Here is a 21,402-nt window from a genome sequence, read left to right on the forward strand (position 1 = left end):
GCCTATGCGCAATGGGCTACGCTTCGGATGTGACGCTGCCATATTTCCTCCGCAAGGACGGCACCGTGGGCCCGCTGGCCCTGGCTCACCGCGGATTCTCCATGAATGGGTTGGAGAACTCCATGGCTGCTTTTCGTGCCGCCGTTGAGCTGGGAAACCTTCACCTTGAAACTGACGTGCACACCACCTCCGATGGGGTCCTCCTCGTTTTCCACGATTCTTCCTTGGATCGGGTCACCGATTCTTCTGGCCGGATCGCCGAGCTCACAGCGGCCGAGGTGGCGCAGGCCCGCATCGGGGGAGTGGAGCCTGTGCCAACCTTTGACGAGTTGGTGGCAGCTTTCCCCGATGCCCGCCTGAACCTGGACGTGAAGGACTGGAATTCCGTCAAACCGATGGCCGAGGCTATCGAGAAGCACGGCATCCATAGGCGGGTGTTGGTAACGAGCTTCTCCGACCGGCGTCGTCGTGCAGTCTTGAAACTCCTCAGCCAGCCGACGGCTTCTTCGGCTGGCAGCAGCCTGACCGCTCTTTTCGTACTTCTTGGACCCGTACTGCCGGCGCGTTTGGCCCGCAAGGTGCTCACCGGCGTCGATGCGTTCCAAGTGCCGGTCCGCTACGGGCGAGTCCCCGTGGTGACTTCCGGTTTTGTTCGTCGCGCCCATCGCTTGGGCATTCAAGTTCACGTCTGGACCATCAACGAGCCCGCTGAAATGGGGCGTCTACTGGATCTGGGTGTGGACGGCATCGTGTCCGACAGGCTGGACCTGCTGAAGGACCTTATGGTGCGCAGGGGGCACTGGGTTTAGGGGGCCATCTCGATGGCTGCCGTACGGACTTGGCTGGCCCGGATCCGCTCGAGATCGAACTTGCTTCTGCGATCGAAAGTGAAGATCCCATTCTTTTCCTGGAAAACGTCCGTCAGCTGCGTATAGCAGTAGCCGAACATGTCAGGGTTATCCAGGAGTACGCCACTTAATCCGTCGAAACGGGCGTAGAACTCCTCCTCGTTGCTGACGCGCTGGCCGTAACCCCACGACGTCGATACATCCGATCCGAGGCCAGCTTCCGCCGCCGCTTGGCGCGCCTCCTTCTCGTTCCACCAAATGCCGCCGAATTCGGACACGAAATACGGCTGGCCGGCGTAAGGCACGGAGTATTCCTCACCCTGTGGATTCCTGTTAACAAACGGCTTCCCGTCCGAAAGACCCTGCTGCTCGATCCGGAACTGCTCCGGGTTCTGCTCGTAGGAATGGGAATCGTAAATGTCGGTTTCGCGGATGCGGTGGGAGTATCCGGATGCGTCGATGACCGGCCGCGTGGGATCAGCTGATTTCGTGGCAAGGAACATGGCCTGCGTGACGTCATCCAATACAGTCAGCCGATCGTGCAGGATCTGGTGCGTTTCGTTGAGCGGGCACCATCCGATGATCGAAGGATGGTTGAAGTCCCGCTGCAGAACCTCAAGCCATTGGGCTACGAAACTCGTTGTCGGCTTCTGGTTGTGGCCGATGGTTCCTCCTCCGGAGACGCCCCAATCGCCGAACTCACCCCAGACCAGGTAGCCGAGTCGGTCTGCGTGATAGAGAAAACGCTCCTCGAACACCTTTTGGTGGAGTCGTGCACCGTTGAATCCTGCCGCCATGGACAACTCGATGTCCTTGACCAACGCAGCCTCGTCCGGCGCGGTCATCAGCGACTCCGGCCAATAGCCCTGGTCCAGCACCAATCTTTGGAACACGGCCTTGCCATTGACACGAACCACTTTGCCGTCAAGGGCCACTGAACGAACGGCTGCGTAGCTGCTGACGCGGTCAACGACGGCTCCGGCAGTGTCCCGGACTGTCACCTCAAGGTCGTAAAGGAACGGGTCCTCGATGCACCAAGGGCGCAGTGACTCGGCGGGAATGCTCAGCCGCAATGTTGGCGTGAGATCCAAGTCGGCCCTGGCCGTGGTTTCCACAGTTACGTCGCCCTTATCGCTGAGGACAGCAGTCACCGTATGCCCCGCGCGGTTCTGGCTGATCGGAACCTCAATCGTGATGCTTGACCCGGCCAGGTTGGGAGTCATTCGGAGGCGTTTAACGTGGACCTCCGGGACGGCTTCCATCCAGACCGTCTGCCAGATTCCAGTGGTGCGGGTGTACTGGCAATGAGTGTTGTTGTACCAGGTTGCCTGCTTGCCCCGTGCCTGCATCTCGTGCCGCGAGTCACGTGCCCGGACAACGATGACCGCTTCCGTGCCGGGCTCGGCCACTCCACCAAGATCGGCAGTGAAGGGGGTGAAACCACCCCTGTGGCGGGCCACTTCAATGCCGTTGACCCAGACAGTCGCGTCGTGATCCACGGCGCCGAAGTGCAGGAGCACGTTGTGGCCAGCCCACTCCTGGGGAATGGTCACGGTGCGTCGGTACCAAACCGCTTCCATGAAATCCACGTGCTCAATTCCGGAAAGGACCGATTCCGGCGCGAACGGCACCAGAATCTCACCGGTGAGCTCCCGCTTGGCGAGGCCGCGCTCCAAACCTGAGTCACCGGCGTCGATCTCAAAACCCCAGATTCCATTGAGGTTGATCCAGTTTTCGCGGACAAATTGGGGACGGGGATGCTCGGGCTTGGGAAGGGCCGGCATCGAGTTTGGCTGTGTCAACGCATCTCCTTCGAAAGTGGAGGGGTTCGATTTCCAGTCAAGCGCATCACCGGAAAATGTGCACCCACCCGCCAGCGCACGTGAGATGGTGTTTCTACCACTAGCCGCCGCGCGAGGAGATTGACGTGACGAGTTTCCGCTTGGCCATCATTGATGACTATCAGCAGGTCGCCAGCGACTACGCACCTTGGGATTCACTGCTCGACGACGGCGTGAAGGTCAGCGTTTTCAGCGCACCTTTTGTTTCGGAAGAGCAGGCTGTGGCAGCTTTGGCACCGTTCGACATCATTGTGGCGATGCGCGAACGGACGCGTTTCCCTCGCCGTGTGCTTGAGTCATTGACCAACCTGAAACTGCTTGTGACCACGGGCATGGCCAATGCTGCGATCGATCTTGAGGCAGCGTCGGAGCGTGGCATCCTGGTGTGCGGAACTGGCGGTTCGCCAGCAGCGGCACCGGAGATGACGTGGGCGTTGCTGCTCGCATTTGCCCGCAACCTGGGGGTGGAGGAAAACTCGCTGCGGGCAGGCGGCTGGCAGACCGCCGTCGGGTTTGAACTCGAAGGCAAGACGCTGGGAATCGTCGGCCTGGGCAAGATTGGGAAGCGCATTGCGGGCTACGCGAAAGCCTTTGGCATGGATGTTTTGGCATGGAGCCAGAACCTTACGGCGGACACGGCCGAGGCCGCCGGAGCCCGGAAGGTGAGCAAAGAGGAGCTGTTCCGGGAGTCCGATGTGGTGACGTTGCACCTGCGGCTTTCTGAGCGGACCGAGGGCATCGTAGGAGCGGAAGAGCTGAGGCTCCTGGGTCCCGAAGGGGTGCTCGTCAACACCGCGCGGGGGCCACTGGTGGATGAGGCAGCGTTGATTCGGGCGCTGGAGGAAGGCTGGATTCGTGGAGCTGCCATGGATGTCTTTGACGAGGAGCCGCTGCCCGCTGGACATGCTTTGCTTCATTCGTCGCGAACCGTGCTCTCGCCACACATCGGTTACGTGACGCACGAGAGCTACCGGCAGTTTTACGGTGGCGCATTCGAGGACGTCAAGGGCTGGCTCGAGGGTGCCCCCATTCGCCTACTGAACGAGTGACGCAATCTTCGTAACCGGGAATCGCTTTCCGGGCAAAGCTGGCAAGATGGATCCATGCGTATCCTCATCGCCCCGGACAAATTCAAGGGGTCCCTGACCGCCGCGGAAGCCGCATCAGCCATGGCCGAGGGCGCACTGCGCGTCTATCCGGACGCTGTAACCACCCAATTTCCCGTAGCTGACGGCGGCGAAGGAACACTCGACGCCGCCATTGCCGCTGGCTACGAAGAGAGGAACCACGCCGTTGTGGGTCCAATTCTCAAGCCGGTGGGAGCTTCGTGGGCCATCCGCAAAGATTCTTTCGGCGGAGCCACCGCCGTCATCGAAACCGCCCAGGCTTCCGGCTTGGCCTTCATGGAGCCCACCCCGGAGAATTCGCTGCGCGCCCACAGTTACGGCTGCGGACAGCTCATCGCTGCGGCGCTCGACGCCGGGGCCACCGAGATCGTATTAGGACTTGGCGGTTCAGCCATGTCGGACGCCGGTAGTGGCGCCTTGCGTGCGCTGGGGCTCAAGCCCGTGGACGGTGCCGGAAATGTGGTGCCCCTCGGCGGAGGTTTCCTTGCGGACGTGGTTGCCCTGGACGTTTCCGGGCTGGATCCGCGGCTTTCGCAAGCCAAGTTCCGGATCGCCGTCGACGTCCAGAACCCGCTGTTCGGCGCGGACGGTGCCGCTCATGTTTTCGGCCCCCAGAAAGGAGCGGACGAAGATGCTGTTGAACGGCTCGACGCCGGCCTCCGTAACTGGGCGTCGCTCCTTCGGGAAGCCACGGGCCGGGACGTAAACGTTCCGGGAGCTGGAGCGGCAGGCGGGTTCCCGGCGTCGTTCCTTGCCTTTACCGACTCCGCGCTCGAAGGCGGCTTCGCACTGGTCGCAGGGCTGACCGGCCTGGCGTCCCACCTTGGCGAGGCGGACCTCGTGATTACGGGGGAGGGTTCGATGGATGAGCAGTCACTCACCGGTAAAGCGCCCATCGCCTTGGCAGACGCCGCAAGCCTGCACGGAATCCCCGTTGTGGCTGTGGCAGGCCGAATCACAGTGACGCCTGAGGATCTCGCCAAGCACGGGATAGTAGCTGCCGCCCAGTTGTTGGACGTCGCTCAGCGCAAGGACGGTGTTCCGGATGTCGCCGACGCCGTTGCCAACGCGGCCAAGTATGTTGCCTGGGCTACCAGTCAGGTACTTGAGGGGGCATAGCTTCTTCGTCGCTGGGCGAGACTACTGCCTGTAGCCTTCGACTTCGCTGATGGGCCGCGGTTCGGCGTCGTCGGGATCCTCACCAGCGTGCTTCTTGGCCCGGCGCTGGCGGAGCAAGTCCCAGCACTGGTCGAGTTGAGCCTCGAGCTGGGCCAAGCGGGCGCGGCTGCCGTCGCTGTCCACAGCGTCCTCCGTTCCGCCGCCCGTCGCTGCATCCCGCAGCCGGTGCTCCTCTTCCACGAGTGACTGGATCCGTTCCAGAAGATCCTGTTCGTCCATGGCCTGCTCTCCTTGGTTCACTGGATAGTTGCTTATACGAACGTAGTCTGGCTGGCGGGATGCGTCTACGGGTGGCCGACGGCATACTTGGGACATGAAATTCACCACGACCATCATCGGCGATGGCAACAAGGCCGGCATTGAGGTTCCGGAGGAAATCGTTAGTGCGCTCGATGCCGGCAAGCGGCCCCCAGTAGTTGTCACCATCAACGGCCAGAGCTACAGAAGCAGCATTGCCGTAATGGGTGGGAAATACATGGTGGGTGTCAGCTCCGCGAACAGGGACCTGACCGGGGCGTCCGCTGGCGACACCGTGGACGTGGATCTGGAAGTGGACACCCAACCGCGGGTGATCGAGGTTCCGGACGATCTGGCAGCGGCCCTTGAGGCTGAGCCCGAGGCCAAGGCCTTCTACGGAACGTTGAACTACAGTGCCCAACGCCGATACGTGGAGCCGATTAGGGACGCCAAAACGGAGGAGACCCGTGCCCGGCGGATCGCAAAGGTCGTATCGGATTTGAGGGCGGGGAAGAAGTGAAATCAGCTTTGCGGTCCGCGGGATGAAGAGCGCCGGCGGCCGTCTCCTTGCCGGGCTCGAACTCCACCGCGACGCGGCCCAGCCCCTGCACCGGCAACTCTACGCGCAATTGCGCACGCAGATCCTGACGGGCTCACTGCCAAGCGGAACCCGCCTGCCCTCCACCCGCACATTGGTCGCTGAGCTCGGTGTTTCCAGGATCACCGTGGTATCGGCGTTCGAGCAACTCACCGCCGAGGGCTTCCTACGCTCGCGCGCGGGCGACGGCACGTACGTGGACACCTTATGGAGTGACAACGCTCCGCGGCAGCCGTTGTCCCGGCCACCGCTGTCCGAACGCGGAGCGGCCACCTCTTCACGTGGCTCCGATCTGTCCGGTGAGGCGCCGCAGGCTTGGGCGCCGACCGAGTCGGAATCATTCGTCGCCAGCCAGGTCGCGGCGTCGGCCTTCCCCGCGGCTACGTGGAAACGCCTCCTGGGGCGCCATGCCGGCAGCACCGAGCAGTTCATGAACGGGTACGGCGACCCGCATGGCCACCGTCCCTTGCGGGAGGCGATCGCGGACTACGTCAACGACGTCAGGGGTCTGGGCTGCACGCCGGACCAGGTCATCGTTACCTCCGGCGCCCAGCAGGCGTTCAATGTGCTCGCGGTGCTCCTGCTCGACGCCGGCGACACGGTCGTCGTCGAGGACCCGGGCCATATCTCCGGACGGCTCGCTTTCCAGTCCCAAGGCTGCCCGGTCCGGGGCGTCCCCGTTGACGCGGAGGGGGCGGTCCTTCCGGACGAGAACGACGGCGAGTCCCCGGCTCGTCTTGCCTGCCTGACTCCAGCCCGGCAGCATCCGCTCGGCATAGCAATGAGTCCGGCACGGCGGGCGGAGTGGATCGCCTGGGCGGAACGAAACGGAAGCTGGATCGTCGAGGATGACTGCGACAGCGAGCTACGCTACCGCGGTAAGGCTCTTCCCACCCTGTTCGGACTCGATCTGAGCAGGCATGTCATCACGGTGGGTTCGTTCAGCAAGGTGCTCGCGCCATCCATCCGGCTCGGCTACTGCGTGCTGCCGGAGGATTTGGTGGAGCCGTTCGCTTCCGCATCATCCATCATCGGCCGCCCGCCCGCGACGGTCCTCCAGGCGGCCCTTACGGATTTCCTTTCAGAAGGGCATTTGCATGCGCATCTTCGCCGGACCCGGCGTCTGTATGCGGCCCGTCAGGACGCCCTGCTCGAAGCGATCGATCAGCGCCTAAGCCGCAGGATCCAAGCGGAACAGGTGGACGCGGGCCTGCACGTCATGGGCTGGCTTCGGGAACCTTTGGATGACATCGAGGTGGCGCGAGGGCTTGCTGCGGGTGGCGTGTACACCTACCCACTCGGCGAATACCGGGTAACCCGCCGCCTTCCGCCCGCCCTGTTGATCGGGTTCGCGGGGACCGCTGAAGATCATATGCCTGAGGCGGTGGGCAGGATGGCCGCAGCTTGGGATCGATGGGAGCAGCTCGGCGCAAGGTCCTGAATGGACTTAACAGCAATGCCCATAATGGATCTTTTTCGACGTCCATTACCCGCGTACAAATGGTGTGTGACAATCCTCACCGCCCTTCGCACGCCTCCCAAGGAGCCAGCCATGCCCCCTTCCGACACCCGATTTCAGGAGCTCCTGAAACCTCGCCTCAATGAAGAGGAAATCGACTCGCTGCCGCGACTGACCGACGAGCTTGCCCGAACCCTGATCGACCGAATCGATGGCGCCCGACTGTTCGGCCATGCTTACGCCCTCCTGGGCAACCTGACGTACGGAGATTATTCGCCGCACGATGTCCTCGACTTCGCGGATCGCCATGGCCTGGCGGGTGTGTGCATCCACGTCCTCGACGGCGAGGAGCGGAGCCTGGGGCGGATGAGCGATGACGGCTTGCGCCAGTTCGCGGACCGCGCCCGCAGCCTGGGTCTCAGCATCCATCTGGAGATCAGCACCACCGCACGCCCGGACGTGGAGGAAGCAGTCCGCATTGCCGGGCTCCTCGGCGTCCAAAACATCCGCGTCTACTCGCGTTTCGAAGGCGTACTCTCCGATGTCTTAGCTCGGATAGAGGAAGACCTGCGCTGGCTCGCTGAGCTGGCCGACGAGCACCGCCTGCATTTTTCCTTCGAGCAGCACGAGGAGCTGCGATCAACCGAGATTGCCGGGCTGTTGCGCCGCATCTCCCACCCGCGACTTCACGCCATGTTCGATTTCGGGAACATGGTCAATGCCTGTGAGAGACCGATGGACGCCCTATCGACGCTCGCACCGCACATTCTTCAGGCACACTTGAAAGGTGTTCACGTTCTCCCCGAGGGGGACGGGTATGGTCACCGCGGCGTGCTCCAGGGAAGTCCGGACGACGACCTCCCCGGCGCGCGGATGCTCTTCGAGCTCTTGATGCTCGGCAAGGACGAGCCCCAGGTGATCGCCTTGGCTCTTGAGCAGGAGAACCTGTACTACGCGCCTGCATTCCGGCACGCCGGTGAGGGAGAGGACCCCTTCATCCCATACCGGGATTTCAGTACAACGGGAATCCCTGCAGGGTGGACCAGGGAGGATCTGCTCGCTGCCGAACCCGGGTGGGCCCACGACCAAGTGAAGTATGTGAAAGGCCTGCTCGCCTCATTACGCGATATCGCTGTGTCGCACCTGGAAGCAAACAAGACCTTGGAAGGTGCACGATGAGCGCGATAGCCCCCGAGAAGACGACGAAAAGCATCGACTGGAGCAAGTGGATCCGCTTCGCTCTGCTCGTCATGGCGGGCGGTACGATCTATAAGCTCTCCAACCTCAAGGACGCGTTCTACGTTCCCATGCAGGAGGCCATGGGCCTCAGCCATACCGAGATCGGGACGCTGCTGAGCGTAAACTCGATCGTCGCAACGGCCCTTTTCGTTGTGGGCGGTTACCTCGCGGACCGCTTCTCCACGCGGGTCCTCATCCCGCTCGGACTCGTAGGCTGCGGAGCGCTGGGACTGTTCCTTAGCACCTTCCCCGGATTCAATACGCTCCTGGTGGTCTTCGCGCTGCTCGCTGTGTGCTCAGACTGCCTGGTCTGGCCGGCGCTGCTGAAGAGCATCCGCCAGCTCGGTGGTTCCAAGGAGCAGGGGCGGCTCTTCGGCCTGCTCGAGGGCGGGCGCGGCGTCGTTGACACTGCGGTGGCCTTCTCCGCCCTGGGAATCTTCGTTTGGCTCGGTTCGGGGGTTGGTGGCTTCCGAGCGGCCATCGCCTTCTATGCGATCCTTGACATTGCCGTCGGTGTGCTTCTGTTCCTGCTGCTTCGCAACCAGGCCAGTGAGAATCCAACGCCTAGGAAGCATAAGGCTGGTCTCGCTGAAATCTGGCGCGCAGCCAAGCTGCCTCAGCTCTGGTGGGTCAGTTTCACCGTGTTCATGGTGTACGTGGTCTACTGTGGCCTCACCTATTTCATCCCCTATCTGACCTACGTCTACGGACTTCCCGTCGCGCTCGTCGGCGCTTACGGCATCATCAACCAGTACGGCCTGAAGATCCTCGGCGGCCCCATCGGCGGCGTCCTGGTGGACAAGGTATTCAAGGGTGCCAGCAGGTACATCCGCCTGGCGTTCCTGTGCCTGATCCCGGTGGTGGCGGTCCTGCTGCTCCTCCCGGCTGATCCGGGCAGCCAGATTCCGGCCATGATCGTCACCCTGCTGTTCTCACTCATCATCTTCACCATGCGCGGCGTGTTCTGGGCCCCGATGGACGAGGTTGGAATCCCCGAGGAGACCAGCGGCACCGCCTTCGGGATCGCATGCCTCGTGGGTTATGCGCCGGGGATGTTCGCTTTCATCGTCTACGGCTCCATCCTGGATGCCAACCCGGGAGCTGCCGGCTACCACATCGTGTTCATCGTGCTCGCGGCACTTGCCCTCGTGGGGGCGCTCGTCTCCAGCGGTCTCGTGCGGGTCGCGCGGGCCCGGCGCGCCGCCGTCGAGGTCCCTTCAAACTCCTGGACGTAAACAATTTCCTAAACGCACACGACGACGGAACCCCCGCCTACCGCGGGGGTTCCGTCGTCGTTACGGCAGCAGCAGGTCAATCCCTTCGCAGGCTGTACGTGCTCACAACGTTGCCCTTGCTCGTGGCGTACTGGTCTTCCAGGACGAGTCTGTTCAGGGGGTCGCCGTCTTCGAAAAGCCGCCGACCGCTGCCGGCCACCACAGGGTGGGTCATGAGCGTCAGCTCGTCCAGGATCCCCGCGAACAGCAGCTGGCGAACAACCGAGATGCTGCCGCAGACTGCGATCTCCCCACCGTCACGCCCTTTCAGGTCAGTGATGAACTGCTCCAGCGGTCCGTCGATGAGGTGCGAGTTTTCCCACCCGAGGGGCTCGGAGAGCGTGCGGGACGCGACGAACTTCTCCACGGGATTGATGAATGCGGCAAAATCTTCGTCCTGCGACGCATTCGGCCAATATCCGGCCCACTCCTGGTAGCTGACGCGGCCCAGAACCACCGTGTCCACGGTGTTGATCATCTTGGTCAGGCCCTTGCCCAGCTCTTCGTCGAAGCTATCGAACTGGAACTTGAACGGGTCCTGAACTACGCCATCCACGGAGTGGAACAGCCCAGCGGTAATTTTACGCATACGTACCTCCATCGGGTTCTCAGGCATCACGCTATGTTGTGACGGCGTGCTTGGGAAGGACCTTGGGAGCGTGGCGCTAAGCAGTCTGGCCAGCGTGCTGGCCCTCGGAGATTTCCTCTACAACCTTGCTGTTGAACGCTGGGAGGTCGTCCGGGTTCCGACTGGTGACAAGGCCCTGGTCCACGACGACTTCCTCATCGGTCCAGTTGGCGCCCGCGTTCTTCAGGTCCGTCTGGAGCGTGTGGTACGAAGTGACGTTGCGGCCCCTGATGACGCCCGCGTCGATGAGGATCCACGGCCCGTGGCAGATCGAGGCTACGGGCTTGTGCTGCTCGAAGAAGGCGCGCGTGAAGTTCTGCGCATCCTTGTCCACGCGGAGATGATCTGCATTTACCACGCCGCCTGGGAGTACCAGGGCGTCAAAATCCGATGGGTTGGCGTCAGCTACTGCGAGATCGACGTCGAAGGTGTCGCCCTTCTCCACGCCGTTGAATCCCTGCAGCTTTCCCTTTGAAAGTGCCACGAGCGTTGGCTGGCCGCCAGCGTCCTTCACGGCTTGCCACGGGCTGGTGAGCTCAACCTGCTCCACGCCGTCGGTCAGCAGAAATGCGATCTTCTTGCCTGTGATGCTGTGTTCTGACATCGTTCCTCCTCCATTGCGCGGCGGATTTGCGTTCGCTTGCGATTGCGCGCGGGCGTTAGCCGCCGCTGTGAGAGTTGTTTGTCTGACCTGTTCAAGCCTAGGGGAGGACGTTTTAGTAAGCAACCTGACTATTGACCAACGCTGGGATGCTGATTGCTTAACGATCGAATATCGATAGAATCACATTGTTGTTCGATAAAAAGGAGCTCACATGGGAAAGCTAACAATCCTCGCGTTGCGGGTAGTTATTGCGATGGTTTTGGCTGGCTCACTGTTCGTTCAGGTGTGGATGGTGCCGCTGTTCTCTGCCGACCTTGTTGAGGCTGGCGCCCCCGACGGTCCACGTATCGCACTGCTGGTGATCGTGGTCCTGGGGATTCTCTGTGTTCAGGTTGTTGCAGTCTGCGTGTGGCGTTTGCTCACGATGGTGCGCCGGGGAACGGTCTTCTCCCACGCGGCCTTCCGGTTCGTAGACGTGATCTTCGGAGCTGTTTCCATTGCCGCAGTGTTGATGTTCGGCATCGCGGTGATCTTGGCTCCGGGCGATATTGCGCCCGGGATTGTGCTGTTGATTTGCGGGGCTTCGCTGATGATCGGCGGTGTGGCGCTTCTTGTTTTGGTGATGCGGGCGCTGCTTGCCCAAGCTGTGGAACGCGACGTGGAAGCGGCACGCTTGCGCTCCGAGCTCGACGAGGTGATCTGATGCCCATCATCGTGGACATCGACGTCATGCTGGCCAAGCGGAAGATGCCCGTGGGCGTGCTCGCTGAACGGGTTGGAATCACACCTGCCAACTTGGCTGTGCTGAAGAATGGGCGGGCAAAGGCAGTGCGGTTTACTACGCTCGAAGCGCTGTGCGAGGTGCTGGAATGTCAGCCAGGGGATCTGCTGCGGTGGGAAGCTGAGGTAGAGGAGGACGCCGGGGCGGCCTAACCCCCTATTTCTTCTTCCCGGTCCTCTTCGCCGCAGCGTTCATCGCGGACTTCACGGCAGGAGGCAACCCAGCCGTTTCCGTCTCGGGCTCCGCAACCGTGCCGCGCCAGCGAGCCAAGCCCTTCATGCCGTGGTAGATCACCAGGGCGGCGGCAGACCCCAAGGCAATGCCCGTGAACTTCAGCTCGCCAATAGTCCACGTGTAATCCGCAATGCCGATAATCAGGGCAACAGCAGCCGTGGTCAGGTTGATCGGGTTGGAGAAGTTGACCTTGTTCTGCACCCAGATCTTCACGCCGAGCACACCGATCATGCCGTACAGCATGGTCGCAGCGCCGCCGAGGACGCCGGCCGGGACGGTTGCGATCAGTTCGCCGAATTTCGGGGAGAAGCTCAGCAGAATGGCGAAGATACCGGCAACCCAGTAGGCCGCCGTCGAGTAGACCTTGGTGGCGGCCATGACGCCAATGTTTTCCGCGTACGTCGTGGTACCGGAACCGCCGCCGAGGCCGGCAAGTACGGTCGCGGCGCCGTCGGCCATCAGCGCGCGTCCGGAGACGCCGTCGAGGTTTTGACCGGTCATCGCAGCCACAGACTTTACGTGTCCCACGTTCTCGGCCACCAGAACCAGCACCACCGGCACGAACAAGCCCACGACCCCGATGTGGAACTCGGGCGTCTGGAACAGGGGCAGGCCCACCCACGCGGCCGCATCCATCTTTTCGTAGCTGACCTCGCCGCGCATCATCGCCACGAGATACCCGACCACGACGCCCACCAGAATGCTCAGGCGCCCCAGGATTCCGCGGAAAAGGACGCTGACCAGGATGATCGTCACCAGGGTTACCAAGGCGGTTACCGGTGCGAGGTCGAAGTTGTTTTTCGCGGCCGGCGCCAGATTGAGGCCGATCAGCGCGACGATCGCGCCTGTGACGATCGGCGGCATGAGCCGGTTGATCCATTCGGCGCCAAACTTCTGGACCACGGCCCCAATAAGCGCCAGTACGACGCCGGCAAGCACCACGCCGCCCAAAGCGCCACTAACGCCGTACTGTTGCTGGGACGCCATGATCGGGGCGATGAAAGCGAAGCTGGAACCCAGGTAGCTGGGCACGCGGCCCTTGGTGATGATGAGGAAAAGCAGCGTGCCGATGCCCGAGAAGAGCAATGTGGTGGCGGGCGGCATGCCGGTAATGATCGGTACCAGGAACGTCGCACCGAACATCGCGACCACGTGCTGCATGCCGATGCCAATGGTGAGGGGCCAAGCAAGCCGCTCGTCGGGCGAGACCACGTGGCCGGGCCGGACCGACTTCCCGTTGCCGTGGAGCTTCCATTTGGTGCCGAGCATGCTCATGGCGGGCCTTCCTCAGAAGAATGTTGGGATTCGGTGCAACATTACCGCCATTGTGGGGCCTGCTCTACGCGCCTCGCGCTCGGAATGGCGCGCAAATCAGGCCCCGCAACGCAAGGAAACGACACGCGGAGTCATTCACTGTGCCCAACGTCACGGGCCGTCACGGGAAGAGGACATGTGAAGTTGAAGTTGCAACCATGGAAAGCAGAAGTGCCCGGCCACCCCAGGGCCAGGGCCCAGCGAAAGGTTTACGAATGACGATCGCCCACGAAGAAGCAGTCATTGACGCCGCAGCAGTCGACGCCATTTTTGCCGAAGCCCGCACCGCAAACAGCTTTGCCGGTGAGGTCACCGACGAGCAGGCCCGCGCCATCTACGAGCTCACCAAGTTTGGCCCCACTGCCTTTAACTCCCAGCCGCTCCGCGTCACGTACGTGCGTTCGGACGAGGCCCGCGCCAAGCTGGTTGACGCGCTCTCCAAGGGCAACCAGGCCAAGACCGCCTCGGCTCCGCTGGTCGCCATCCTGTCCTACGACACCGATTGGCAGGGCCAGTGGGACAAGTTCCTCCCCGCCTACGGCGCCCCCAAGGCAATGTACGACGCCGATCCCGCCTTCGCTGCCTCAACCGGCAACAACAACGCCCACCTGCAGGCCGGCTACTTCATTCTGGCCGTGCGCTCACTCGGTTTCGCTGCTGGCCCGATGACCGGCGCTGACTTCGCCGCCATCGATACTGAGTTCTTCCCCGCCGGCGACCAGAAGAGCTTCCTCGTGGTCAACATCGGCCAGCCCGGCCCGGACGCCTGGGGCGAAGCCAAGCCGAAGTTTGCGTACGAAGAGGTTGTCCGCACCGTTTAGTCTTTCCAACTTTTCCGCCGATGCTCTCGTACAGGATGTGCGAGAGCATCGGCGCTTAAGGGTCAGGATGTGAGCGAGGATCCGGGGGTTTGGATGCTCTCTCACATCCTGCGGCTATTTCGGCATCCCTCTCGCAGATCCCGTCAGTTCTGACCCGCTGAGTGGCAAACTATGCCTATGCGGAACCTCATCTGGGTGGCATTTACGGAGCCCGTGCGGCCAGGGCTGGTGTTTCCGCGCAGCGACTGGCCCCTCCACATCACGTTGTTAAGGTTCGACGTCGGAACTGACGTGAGTGCCGACGTCGCCGATGTCCTCGCTGACTTGGCCGAGGCGCCGGTCCAGGGAGCCCTCGGAACGCAACTGACCATTGGGGAAGAAGCGGGCTTCGGCCACATGGGATCGATTCCCGTGAGCTTGGTGGAACAAAACCCGTTGCTCCAAGGCCTGCACGAGGAGCTCTTCGACGCCGTGGTCAGCGTGGGCGGGCGCATCGCTACGCCGAATTACGTCCTTGAACGTTACCGACCACACATCTCGCATCACGACGGCAAACGCCCAAAGCCGGGAGACGTCGTCGTGCTTGACCAGGTGGCGCTGGTGGACATGGCGCCGGAAGGCAACCACACCATCCGGCGCATCCTCAGGCTCTGGACGCAGGACGCCGCAGAGGCTGAGGACTCGCAAACCGCATAAGGACGCGAATCAGAGCCTAGGCAATGACCCCATCCACCAAAGCCTTGGCTTCCTCCTGCACCTTGGCCAGGTGATCGGCGCCCTTGAAGGACTCCGCGTAGATCTTGTACACATCCTCGGTGCCGGAGGGGCGGGCAGCGAACCATGCGTTCTCGGTAACAACCTTCAGGCCGCCGATTGAAGCGCCGTTGCCGGGTGCTTCCGTGAGCTTGGCGATGATGTCTTCGCCGGCCAGTGAAGTAGCCGTGACGTCCGCCGCGGAGAGCTTGCCAAGCTTGGCCTTCTGCTCACGGGTGGCGGCGGCGTCGATGCGCGCGTAGACGGGTGCGCCGAACTGGTCGGTGAGTCCCTTGTACAGCTGCGACGGCGACTTACCCGTGACAGCCGTGATTTCCGAGGCCAGCAGGGCCAGAAGGATGCCGTCCTTGTCCGTGGTCCACACACTGCCGTCGCGCTTGTTAAAGGAAGCGCCGGCCGATTCCTCGCCACCGAACGCACCCTCGCCGGACAGCAGGCCCGGAACGAACCACTTGAATCCGACGGGAACTTCAACCAGCTTGCGGCCGAGTCCTGCGGCTACGCGGTCGATGATCGAGGACGAAACCAGCGTCTTACCGACCACGGATTCGGGATTCCAGCCGCTGCGGTTCCGGTACAAGTAGTCGATGGCGACAGCGAGGTAGTGGTTCGGGTTCATGAGTCCACCGTCCGGCGTGACGATGCCGTGACGGTCAGCGTCGGCGTCGTTACCCGTGGCGACGTCGTAGGCGGCAGTACCATCGGCGCCCACAGACATGCGCTTGATGAGTGATGCCATAGCCGACGGCGAGGAGCAGTCCATGCGGATCTTCTCGTCCCAGTCCAGGGTCATGAAAGCCCACTGGGGGTCGACGGTGGGGTTCACGACCGTCAGGTTGAGCTGGTGACGCTCACCGATTTCGCCCCAGTAGTCAACGGACGCGCCGCCCATGGGATCGGCACCGATGCGGACACCGGCGTTGCGGATCGCGTCAAGATCCAGGACGGACGGGAGATCGTCAACGTAGCTGCTGAGGAAGTCGAACTTTCCGGTGGTGTCCGCATTCAAGGCATCATTCAAGGGAATGCGCTTGACGCCCCGGAGGCCGTTCTCAAGGAGCTGGTTGGCGCGTTCGGCGATCCACCCTGTGGCGTCCGTGTCGGCCGGTCCGCCGTGCGGGGGGTTGTACTTGAAGCCACCGTCGCCTGGCGGGTTGTGGCTGGGCGTGACAACAATGCCGTCAGCCTGCGGCGTTCCCGGTGCGGCTTCGCGGTTGTACTTGAGGATGGCGTGGCTCAGTGCGGGCGTGGGCGTGTAGCCGTGGCGCGCATCCACGAGCACCGTGACGCCGTTGGCCGCGAGCACCTCCAAAGCGGAGTTCTGCGCGGGCTCGCTCAGGGCGTGGGTGTCCCGCCCGATGAACAACGGCCCGGTGATGCCCTGGCGGCCGCGGTATTCAACGATTGCCTGCGTGATCGCGAGGATGTGCGGCTCGTTGAACGACGACTTCAAGCTGGATCCGCGGTGGCCCGACGTTCCAAACGCCACGCGTTGCGCGGGATCGCCCAAATCCGGGGTGACGTCGAAGTACGCGTCCAGCAGGGCTGTGATGTCAACAAGGTCCTGGGGAAGGGCAACTGTGCCCGCTCGGCTAGCCATGTCGTCCAGCATGCCAGACCACCGCGCCCCCTGACAGGAAATGTCCCGGGATGCCGCCCCTGTGACGCAGAATGGCGGCGATGTGGCGCCGGATGAGCCAAAGATTTACCTCGCGTTTACGAGCGGCGGCTTTAGTGGGAGGATTCCGCCCCGTCGGCGTTCCAGATAATGGGCCAAACCCGGAAAGCGGGTCGCCTTATGCGGCGAACGTCGCGGCGGTAGGGTGGGAAACGAAGACTTAGCGAGGGGGATTCCCATGTCAGATCAACCATCCAAGGGCAACGAGGACAAACCGGCGGGCTACGAACCGCCGCAGTACATCCCGCCCGCCGAATTCAGCGCACCGGAGCAGAGCTCACAGACGCAGCCGCTTCCGCCGTACGATCAGGGCGCGTACACGCAGAACGCCCAGGGCCAGAACGACTTCTACACGCAGCCGCTCCCGCCCACAAGCCAGAGCAGCGGCCAGAGCGGCGCAAGCCAGGCCTCATACACACCCGGTGATTACAGCCAGCCGGCCCCATCGCCCTATGGCCAGCCGCCGAGCCCTTACGGCCAGAGCCAGTACAACCAGACCCCGTACCAGCAGCAGCCCTATGGGCAGCAGAACCCGTACGGCCAGCCCGCTTACTACGCCATGCCCACGCAGCCCAAGGGCCTGAGCATCGCGAGCATGTGCTGCGGCATTGCAACGTTTGTGGGCTTTGGGTTCTTCATCCTGCCGCAAATCGCAGCAGTGGTCCTGGGCCACCTTGCCCTCAACCGCGAACCGGCTGGCAAGGGCATGGCGCTTGCCGGCCTGATCATGGGTTATGTCGGCGTGGCTATCACGGTGGTGGTCTTGATCTTCTTCTTCGCCGCGATCGGGGCATCAACCAGCAGGTACAACTACTAACGCTCACTGCGCCCCTCGCGGGGGCAGCTGTGCATAAACGCGTACGACGGCGACCCTTACGTCGGGTGGGAATCCCACCGAGCGTAAGGGTCGCCGTCGTTGTTAAGCGCAAACCGGGTCGGTCAGTTGCCGTGAGCGACGCCGGAATTCGAAGGCCCTAAAGCCAGCTACCTCACCCCACCCATTAGCTTCTTGATGGCCGGGGATCCAGCGGCGAGGGCCACAGCCAACACCACAGCCACACCGCCGATGCCCAGGAAGTACGGGAGTTCGTCGTCGGGGTTGTAAAGGCCCGCAAGGATGCCTGCCAGCGTGGTGCCCAGGGAGACGGACAGGAAAAACAGCGCCACCATCTGGGTGTGGAAAGCCTGCGGGGCGAGTTTGGTGCTCACGGATAGGCCAATGGGGGAGAGGAAGAGCTCTGCCAGGGTGAACAGGAACAGGATTCCTACCAGTGCCAGCAGCGGTGTCTTGCCCTCGCCAGCCAGCGGGATGAACGCAAGGAACGCCAGTCCCATGATGAGCAGGCCTGCCGAGAACTTCAGCGGGGAACTCGGCTGCTTGGAACCAAGCTTGGTCCACAGGGCTGCCATGACACCGGCGAAGATGATGATGAACACAGGGTTGATGGACTGGACCCATGCGGCTGGCATTTCCCAACCGAACAGGTTGCGGTCCAGTTTCTCCTCGGAGTAGACGGCGATGAACGTGAACTGCTGCTGGAACAGTGCCCAGAACGCGGCCGATGCGATGTACAGCGGGATGAAGGCCAGCACGCGTTTGCGCTCCAAGCCTGTGACTTTGGCGCTGCGGAAGATCAGGAAAAGGTAAATCACCGAGGCCCCGATGGCAGCGTAGGCCATGCTGCGTGCCAGGTTGTCAGCGTTAACGGTGCCCGTGCCGAGCAGTACGCCGATCACGATCAGGATGCCCAGGAAAATCAGCCCGTACCGGGTGCGGTCAGCAGCCGGGAGCGGGTTGGGAACGCGGTGGGCTTCCTCGGGAAGCTTGTTGCGGCCCAGCGAGTATATGACCAGGCCGATCGCCATGCCCACTGCCGCTGCGCCGAAGCCCCAGTGGAAGCCGTTGCTCTCCTGGAGCCAGCCGGTGACCAGCGGGCCGATGAGCCCGCCGATGTTGATGCCCATGTAGAAGATGGAGAAACCGGCGTCGCGGCGTTCGTCCTTCTCGCCGTACAGGCTGCCGACCAGCGCCGTCGCGTTGGCCTTCAGGCCACCGGAGCCGATCCCCACAAGCACCAGGCCTGCGATCAATCCGGGAATACCGGGCAGGAGGGCCAGTGCGATGTGGCCGGCCATGATCATGAGGGCGGAGCCGAAGAGGACTTTTTCAGAGCCAAAGAGACGGTCGGCGAGCCAGGCGCCCAGAATCGTGGACAAGTAAACGCCGCCACCATACGCGCCGACCAAGCCTGCGGCGAGGCCCTTGTCGATGGAAAGCCCGCCTTGGTCCGCGGTGAAGTACATGTAGTAAAGCAAGATGCCCTGCATGCCGTAGAAGGAGAATCGCTCCCACATCTCCACGGAGAAGAGGCTGGCCAGCATCTTTGGGTGGCCGAAGAATGACGTATCGCCCGATGGTTTTTGGGGCGTAGCCGTGGTTAGAGGTGTGCTCATTTCCTCAATGCTGGCATTGACTGCGGGCATTGTCACATCGATGGATGCCCATGGCAACCACTTTCCATATGGTAGACAACCACTCAAACCCGCTTACTGAAAGGCCTCCAGAATCGCGGCGAGCTGAAGAAGCTGCAGCTCAGATCCCATTTTGCCAATGAGCTGGATACCCATCGGCAGCCCGCTCTCCGTAAGAAACACAGGAATGCTTATCGCCGGCAATCCGCACACATTGACCATGGAGGACCAAGGCGCGTACTCGCACTGTCTTCTGTAGTCCTCGTCCGCGTCACCGGCCCACTCGCTCGGCCAAGGCTCGCTGCTGTGGCCGCCGCCCGTGAACCAGCCGATCGGGCGCGGTGTCTGCGCCAGCGTGGGCATGAGGATGACGTCCCACTCTGCGTATTGCGCAATCGTGTCGTGCTCGAACTGTCGCAGGAAACCGAGGGCTTCATTGACCTTCAACGCGCTGCGCTGCTGCGCACGACGCCGGAATGTCCGCGTGAGCGGGGTCAGCAAGGCCTCCCGCTGGGGTGCTATTCGGGCATTCCCGACGCCGGCAGTCCAGGCTGCGGTGAACGCCTCGGGGTAGCGGTTGTCGTAGCGGACCTCCGCTTCCGCAACACGGTGCCCCGCCTCCTCAAGTAGCTTGATTCCCCGCGCAAGGGCGTCCAATGCTTCCTGTTCCACCTCGAAAGGGAACACTCCGGCCCATGGGCTATCCAGGCTCACGCCCACCTTGAGTGGCATTGGAGCGTGATCAACGTTGGCGAGATAACCGCCGTCGGGCGCTTGTTCGCGGGGGACCAGCGCGTCCATCAGCAGGGCAGCGTCCGCCGCCGTGCGTGCCAACGGTCCGGCGACCACCAATTTAGCTGCATCGCCCGCGCTCGCTCCCGATGGCACCACGCCGCGCCCCGGCTTGAGCCCCATCAGTCCACAGGCGCCGGCGGGAATCCGGATGGAACCGCCGCCGTCGGTCCCGGGAGCGAACGGAACCATCCCAGCTGCCACGGCCGCAGCGCTTCCGCCCGACGACCCGCCCGAACTTCGGCTTAGGGAATGGGGATTGCGCGACGGCGGTGCAATGCGGTTTTCGCTGTACGCGGTGAGTCCGAACTCCGGAACTTGCGTCTTGCCCAGCGAGATGGCGCCTTGGCCTCTTAAAGTGGCTGCGAGGGCGCCGTCCTCCGGCGCAGGTTTGTGCTCCAAAGCGGCGCTGCCGTGGGTGGTGGGAACGCCGGCTACGTCCGTAAGGTCTTTGAACGCCAAGGGCACGCCATGCAGCAGCGGCAATTCGGAGAGGCGGCCCTCGCGGCGCAGTTTCGAACGGAGGTTGTCCGCGGTGCTGGCATCGGCCATCGCTTGCTCTGCTGTGACTGCAATGAAAGCGCCCAAATGCTTGTTGCGGGCCTCGATGACGGACAGGAAATGGTCGGCGGCATCCCGTGCCGAGAGCTCGCCGGCTGCGAGGGCATCGCGAAGCGCCACAGCCGTGAGGGCCTGCGGGGAGAGATCAACCAAGGAAACGAGACTCCAACCGTTCCTCCACAGCGATGGCGTCAACGCTTTCGCCAGCACCGGCAGTAACCCGGAAAGCGGCCTTGTTCTTGACTTCGGACACCACCTCCACGAGCTTGGTGCCCTGGTAAACCAGGCCCACGCCGTCGTCCGTGCAATGCGCCTCGCCCAGCGTGCCGTTGGCCACGAGCTTGTGGATGGCAGGAGCACGGCGTGGTTCGGAATCGTAATGGACGCCGTTGGCATAGGGAAGGAAGCCAAGCGCATTGGTCACGGGCTGCAATTCAGGGCCGAAGGAATCCGTCACGCCGCTCTTGAACCAACAGATGGAACCCGCGGAAACCCCGGCCAGGACCACGCCGCTTTCCCAAGCCTTCCGCAAAATTCCATCCAGGCCGTGTGCCCGCCATACGGCAAGCAGGTTGACCACCGAACCACCGTGGACCCACACCACGTCCTGCTCCAGAAGATGCGCTTCGGGGTCCTCAATATTGGGCATGGTGAAGAGGTTGAGATGAGCGAAATCAAATCCGGCAATGCGGGCCGCCTGATCCATCTCTGCCGCCCACCAGCGTTGGTCACCTGATGCAGTACCAATGTGGGTCACGCGGGGTGCGCGGCCACTTACCCCGGATAACTCCACGGCGTAGTGCATGAGGTGGTCGAACTCGATGCGGGTCCGGCTGCCTGGCCTGTAACCGCCGGATGTTGCGAGGATGGTGGGTTGGCCAGCCGCCATGGTCCTGCTCCTAACAGCCGATTCATGGGAGTCTTTGCGTCCCAGTCTTAGT

Annotated in this window: 21 protein-coding genes; 12 read left to right on the forward strand and 9 right to left on the reverse strand. The window is 62.7% G+C overall.

Annotation, left to right across the window (positions count from 1 at the left end; all coding sequences use genetic code 11):
* The first annotated feature begins 11 nt into the window (after positions 1 to 11).
* Positions 12 to 809, forward strand: coding sequence for a glycerophosphodiester phosphodiesterase (locus tag LDN90_RS00290; RefSeq protein ID WP_223947470.1), 798 nt, complete (start codon positions 12 to 14; stop codon positions 807 to 809).
* Here the strand turns inward: LDN90_RS00290 and LDN90_RS00295 are convergent.
* The gene (locus tag LDN90_RS00295; RefSeq protein ID WP_223949375.1) at positions 806 to 2,632 is read right to left on the reverse strand and encodes a sugar-binding domain-containing protein; all 1,827 of its coding nucleotides are present in this window, start codon (positions 2,630 to 2,632) and stop codon (positions 806 to 808) included. The genes LDN90_RS00290 and LDN90_RS00295 overlap by 4 nt on opposite strands.
* A gap of 143 nt (positions 2,633 to 2,775) precedes the next feature.
* Between LDN90_RS00295 and LDN90_RS00300 the strand changes: the two genes are divergently transcribed.
* Both LDN90_RS00300 and LDN90_RS00305 read left to right on the forward strand, forming a co-directional pair.
* A complete protein-coding gene (locus tag LDN90_RS00300) occupies positions 2,776 to 3,738 on the forward strand; it encodes a D-2-hydroxyacid dehydrogenase family protein (RefSeq protein WP_223947471.1) in 963 nt (320 codons plus the stop codon).
* Between the two features lie 54 nt (positions 3,739 to 3,792).
* Positions 3,793 to 4,935: a glycerate kinase gene (locus LDN90_RS00305; protein ID WP_223947472.1), complete on the forward strand. Its 1,143-nt coding sequence runs from the start codon at positions 3,793 to 3,795 to the stop codon at positions 4,933 to 4,935.
* Between the two features lie 21 nt (positions 4,936 to 4,956).
* On the opposite strand, the gene LDN90_RS00310 is transcribed toward LDN90_RS00305, so the two are convergent.
* On the reverse strand, positions 4,957 to 5,214 hold the full coding sequence (locus tag LDN90_RS00310; protein ID WP_223947473.1) for a DUF2630 family protein: 258 nt from the start codon (positions 5,212 to 5,214) through the stop codon (positions 4,957 to 4,959).
* A 94-nt stretch (positions 5,215 to 5,308) separates the two neighbouring features.
* Between LDN90_RS00310 and LDN90_RS00315 the strand changes: the two genes are divergently transcribed.
* The 4 genes from LDN90_RS00315 (at position 5,309) to LDN90_RS00330 (ending at position 9,763) form a co-directional block, all read left to right on the forward strand.
* On the forward strand, positions 5,309 to 5,752 hold the full coding sequence (locus LDN90_RS00315) for a YdeI/OmpD-associated family protein (protein ID WP_223947474.1): 444 nt from the start codon (positions 5,309 to 5,311) through the stop codon (positions 5,750 to 5,752).
* A gap of 22 nt (positions 5,753 to 5,774) precedes the next feature.
* Complete coding sequence (locus LDN90_RS00320) at positions 5,775 to 7,271, forward strand: PLP-dependent aminotransferase family protein (RefSeq protein WP_223947475.1); 1,497 nt, start codon at positions 5,775 to 5,777, stop codon at positions 7,269 to 7,271.
* Between the two features lie 111 nt (positions 7,272 to 7,382).
* On the forward strand, positions 7,383 to 8,468 hold the full coding sequence (locus LDN90_RS00325; RefSeq protein WP_223947476.1) for a TIM barrel protein: 1,086 nt from the start codon (positions 7,383 to 7,385) through the stop codon (positions 8,466 to 8,468).
* Entirely contained in the window at positions 8,465 to 9,763 is a 1,299-nt protein-coding gene (locus tag LDN90_RS00330) for an MFS transporter (protein WP_223947477.1), read from the forward strand. Before LDN90_RS00325 ends, LDN90_RS00330 begins: the two co-directional genes overlap by 4 nt.
* A gap of 76 nt (positions 9,764 to 9,839) precedes the next feature.
* Here LDN90_RS00330 and LDN90_RS00335 read toward each other — a convergent pair whose 3' ends face one another.
* Both LDN90_RS00335 and LDN90_RS00340 read right to left on the reverse strand, forming a co-directional pair.
* Complete coding sequence (locus tag LDN90_RS00335; protein ID WP_223947478.1) at positions 9,840 to 10,391, reverse strand: dihydrofolate reductase family protein; 552 nt, start codon at positions 10,389 to 10,391, stop codon at positions 9,840 to 9,842.
* 76 nt (positions 10,392 to 10,467) lie between these two features.
* Complete coding sequence (locus tag LDN90_RS00340; RefSeq protein ID WP_223947479.1) at positions 10,468 to 11,034, reverse strand: type 1 glutamine amidotransferase domain-containing protein; 567 nt, start codon at positions 11,032 to 11,034, stop codon at positions 10,468 to 10,470.
* 211 nt (positions 11,035 to 11,245) lie between these two features.
* On the opposite strand from LDN90_RS00340, the gene LDN90_RS00345 reads away from it, so the two are divergent.
* Positions 11,246 to 11,737, forward strand: coding sequence for a DUF2975 domain-containing protein (locus LDN90_RS00345; RefSeq protein ID WP_216924285.1), 492 nt, complete (start codon positions 11,246 to 11,248; stop codon positions 11,735 to 11,737).
* The gene (locus LDN90_RS00350; RefSeq protein WP_223947480.1) at positions 11,737 to 11,967 is read left to right on the forward strand and encodes a helix-turn-helix transcriptional regulator; all 231 of its coding nucleotides are present in this window, start codon (positions 11,737 to 11,739) and stop codon (positions 11,965 to 11,967) included. The genes LDN90_RS00345 and LDN90_RS00350 overlap by 1 nt, the downstream gene beginning before the upstream one ends.
* 4 nt (positions 11,968 to 11,971) lie before the next feature.
* Here LDN90_RS00350 and LDN90_RS00355 read toward each other — a convergent pair whose 3' ends face one another.
* Entirely contained in the window at positions 11,972 to 13,324 is a 1,353-nt protein-coding gene (locus LDN90_RS00355; protein ID WP_216924282.1) for a solute carrier family 23 protein, read from the reverse strand.
* A 254-nt stretch (positions 13,325 to 13,578) separates the two neighbouring features.
* Here LDN90_RS00355 and LDN90_RS00360 point away from each other — a divergent pair, with 254 nt between their 5' ends.
* The gene (locus LDN90_RS00360) at positions 13,579 to 14,184 is read left to right on the forward strand and encodes a malonic semialdehyde reductase (protein ID WP_223947481.1); all 606 of its coding nucleotides are present in this window, start codon (positions 13,579 to 13,581) and stop codon (positions 14,182 to 14,184) included.
* A 177-nt stretch (positions 14,185 to 14,361) separates the two neighbouring features.
* Positions 14,362 to 14,880 carry a 2'-5' RNA ligase family protein gene (locus LDN90_RS00365; RefSeq protein ID WP_216924279.1) on the forward strand — a complete coding sequence of 173 codons (519 nt, stop codon included), beginning with the start codon at positions 14,362 to 14,364 and terminating at the stop codon, positions 14,878 to 14,880.
* Between the two features lie 16 nt (positions 14,881 to 14,896).
* On the opposite strand, the gene pgm is transcribed toward LDN90_RS00365, so the two are convergent.
* Positions 14,897 to 16,558 carry a phosphoglucomutase (alpha-D-glucose-1,6-bisphosphate-dependent) gene (gene pgm, locus LDN90_RS00370; protein WP_223947482.1) on the reverse strand — a complete coding sequence of 554 codons (1,662 nt, stop codon included), beginning with the start codon at positions 16,556 to 16,558 and terminating at the stop codon, positions 14,897 to 14,899.
* A 256-nt stretch (positions 16,559 to 16,814) separates the two neighbouring features.
* Here pgm and LDN90_RS00375 point away from each other — a divergent pair, with 256 nt between their 5' ends.
* Positions 16,815 to 17,453 (forward strand): DUF4190 domain-containing protein, encoded by a 639-nt coding sequence (locus LDN90_RS00375; protein ID WP_223947483.1) that lies wholly within the window; start codon positions 16,815 to 16,817, stop codon positions 17,451 to 17,453.
* A gap of 167 nt (positions 17,454 to 17,620) precedes the next feature.
* Here the strand turns inward: LDN90_RS00375 and LDN90_RS00380 are convergent, their stop codons facing one another.
* The 3 genes from LDN90_RS00380 to LDN90_RS00390 all read right to left on the reverse strand — a co-directional run bounded on the left by LDN90_RS00380 (position 17,621) and on the right by LDN90_RS00390 (position 21,350).
* Positions 17,621 to 19,120: a peptide MFS transporter gene (locus LDN90_RS00380; protein ID WP_223947484.1), complete on the reverse strand. Its 1,500-nt coding sequence runs from the start codon at positions 19,118 to 19,120 to the stop codon at positions 17,621 to 17,623.
* Between the two features lie 63 nt (positions 19,121 to 19,183).
* Positions 19,184 to 20,614 carry an amidase gene (locus LDN90_RS00385; RefSeq protein WP_223947485.1) on the reverse strand — a complete coding sequence of 477 codons (1,431 nt, stop codon included), beginning with the start codon at positions 20,612 to 20,614 and terminating at the stop codon, positions 19,184 to 19,186.
* On the reverse strand, positions 20,607 to 21,350 hold the full coding sequence (locus LDN90_RS00390) for a peptidase E (protein WP_223947486.1): 744 nt from the start codon (positions 21,348 to 21,350) through the stop codon (positions 20,607 to 20,609). The genes LDN90_RS00385 and LDN90_RS00390 overlap by 8 nt, the downstream gene beginning before the upstream one ends.
* Between the last annotated feature and the right edge of the window lie 52 nt (positions 21,351 to 21,402).

Source organism: Arthrobacter sp. NtRootA1 (assembly GCF_019976975.1).
Classification (GTDB): Bacteria; Actinomycetota; Actinomycetes; order Actinomycetales; family Micrococcaceae; genus Arthrobacter; species Arthrobacter aromaticivorans.